Genomic DNA, 2,664 nt, shown 5'->3' on the forward strand with positions numbered 1-2,664 from the left:
ATCCCCCGGTTCGCCAGCCTAGCCACGATGCGGCGCACCCGCGCGGGCTGGACCCGCGCGGGTGCGACCCGTCGACGTCAGCCGCCCGCCGACAGGCGCAGCGAGGCCGTCCCCAGGCCGGTCGGACCGAGCGGCACCGGCGGCACCGAGGGCGGCGGGACCGTCGGAACCGGCGCGGCGGCCGCCCGACGGGCCTGCGAGGCCTCCACCAGGTCCCGCTCGGCGCCGAAGTGCCGCTCCAGGTCGGCCGTGGCGTACCGGAGGCAGCCCTCGTGCCAGTTCAGGATGCCCGCGAGCCAGTTCTCCAGCTCCCCCACGTACCCGTCGAGCATCTCCCTGGCCGCCTGCTCCAGCCCGAAGTCCTCGTACATGACCGGGAGTTCCTTCTGCACCACGTGCTGGAACTGGCCCAGCCGCGAGTGCATCAGGTCGTCGACGATCCGGACCGCCGACTCGTAGTCGCAACCGAAGAAGTTCTGCACCACCAGGACGGCGTTGTGCAGCTCGCCCTCGTACTCGACCTCCTTCTGGTACGAGAAGAGGTCGTTCATCATGCACGCGTAGTCCATCGCCGAGTTCTCCAGCGCGCGCATCGAGCCGTGGTCGTACACCTCCGGCGGCACGGTCTGCCCGTGGCCGAGGCGGGAGAGGCTCGTGGTGAGCTCGGAGCCGAAGGTGGAGCGGCGCATCTCCAGGTAGTCCACCGGGTCGGGGATCCGGTTCTGGATCTGGTTGCTCAGCTCCCAGATCCAGCTGTCCAGCATCGCCTCGACCGCCACCCGGAAGCGGCCCCTGGCCTCGACGGTCATCGGGCCGGCGGTGCGCTCCCAGAGGTCGGCGAGGCCGCGCTCCAGCGCGTTGACGGGCTCCGGCGCGGGGGTGCCGTCCACCGGCATGAGAAGGGACAGCCGCGCGTTGGCGACCTTGGCGCCACCCAGGTCGCGGGTGTGCCCGAAGGCCCGGGGGTAGTAGTCGTCGGCCCAGGTGCCCCAGGCCAACCAGGCCGAGGAGATGTCGAGTTGGTCGGCCGTGGCATCCGGCTGGAGGCCGGCCGCGCAGAGCGGGAGGTCGTAGTCTCGCATCGACTCGGCGTCCCAGATGCCGGAGCCGGGAACGCCCGGCACCGCCGCCAGCAGTCCCATCCGCTCGGCCCACTCGATCACGCGCTCCCGGGCGCCGTCCAGGTGCGGGCTCAGCCGGAGCTCGAACGGAAGCTTGAACTCGGGCAGCAGGGACGGCCCCACGGCCTGGTACGGCACGTGGCCGTGCGACCGCGCCCGCCGCACGGCCGGGCCCGCCGCACCCTTGGCCGCCGGCGTCGAGCCCCCCTCCGCCACGGCCGCCGTGGCCCCGGCGGCCGTGCTGCGCAGGATGTCCAGCGCCGAGGTCCCGATGCCGCCGATCGCGTACTGGTCCCACCAGTTGCCGCCCCCGGGCCCACCCGGCAGGCCCGGCAGACCCACCGGTCCACCGCCCGAGCCGGGAGCGACCTCGCCACCGGACCCGCCCGAACCCGCGGCCGCCCCACCGCCGTTCATGTACCGACTGGACCGCAGGTGCCACTCGTGCCCGCCGGACTGCCAGTCCTGCAAGCCCTTGACGTACGCCGTCACCCGGGCGCGCCCCGCCGGGTCCAGCCCGGTCTCCGCGAACAGCACCGGCAGTTCGGTGAACACGGTGTTCTCGAACTGCTGGAGCCGCGAGGTGAGCAGGTCGTTGACCGCGTCCGCGGCCTCCTGGGTGGAGCACTCCAGGAACCGCTCCAGCACCAGGATGCCGTTGCTCAGCTCGCCCTCGTCCTCCACCTCCCGCTGGTACGAGAAGATGTCGTTGCGCAGGTGCACCCCGTCGGAGAAGGCGTCCATCAGCACCCGCAGCGCCCGCGAACCCGACACCTCCTTCGGCACCTCGGCGCCGGCCGCGTACTCGACCAGCTGCGCGGACCAGGGCGCGCCGCCGACCTTGCGGCGCATCTCGATGTACTCGACCGGGTTGGCCACCCGGCCCTCGTTGATGTTGGCGAGCTCCCACAGCGACTCGTTGAGCAGGTTCCGGGTGCTCTCGGCGAACCGGATCCGCCAGTCCTCGCCCATCGCCGGCACGGTGCGCCGCCACAGGTCGGCCAGGCCCGCCTCGACCGGGTTCTCCGGCTCGGGCAGCTCGGCGGCCGGGTCGGCCGGCATGAACAGCGGCAGCCGGTCGAGGTGGGCCTTGCCCGCACCGCGGTCGTTGGTGCGCTTGAACATGTCGAGGAAGTGGTCGTCGAAGAAGAAGACCCACACGTACCAGTCGGTGACCAGCGACAGCGCCTCGGCGGAGGTGTCGGGGTGGGTGTACGCGCAGAGCAGGCCGTAGTCGTGGGCTTCCAGGTCGGCCTGGTCCCAGATTCCGGATCCCTCCAGCATCCCCATCTCCCGGGCCCAGTCGGTGGAGTGGGCCCGTGCCTCGTCCAGATGGGGGTTGAGGCGTGCCGGGTGCGGCACGTAGAAGGACGGCAGTTCGAACGGCTGGGTCACGGCGGGCGAGCCTTTCTGGACGCGTCGATTGGACCAAGAATGACCCGTCGTCAGCTCGCCGCACCGGCACAACAGAAACAGTCATATGAAATGACTCGTTCCCCCCGTTCGAAGCCACCCGCCCAGCCGAGCGCCCTCCCCCACCACG

The 2,664-nt window shown here is 71.6% G+C and carries 1 protein-coding gene; it reads right to left on the reverse strand.

Annotated features, from left to right (window positions below):
* Positions 1 to 77: 77 nt before the first annotated feature.
* Positions 78 to 2,516, reverse strand: a complete 2,439-nt coding sequence (locus tag ACIQOV_RS36395) for a germacradienol/geosmin synthase (protein ID WP_401055084.1) — start codon at positions 2,514 to 2,516, stop codon at positions 78 to 80.
* Between the last annotated feature and the right edge of the window lie 148 nt (positions 2,517 to 2,664).

It is taken from the genome of Kitasatospora sp. NPDC091257 (assembly GCF_044757675.1).
Lineage (GTDB): Bacteria > Actinomycetota > Actinomycetes > Streptomycetales > Streptomycetaceae > Kitasatospora > Kitasatospora lactacystinica.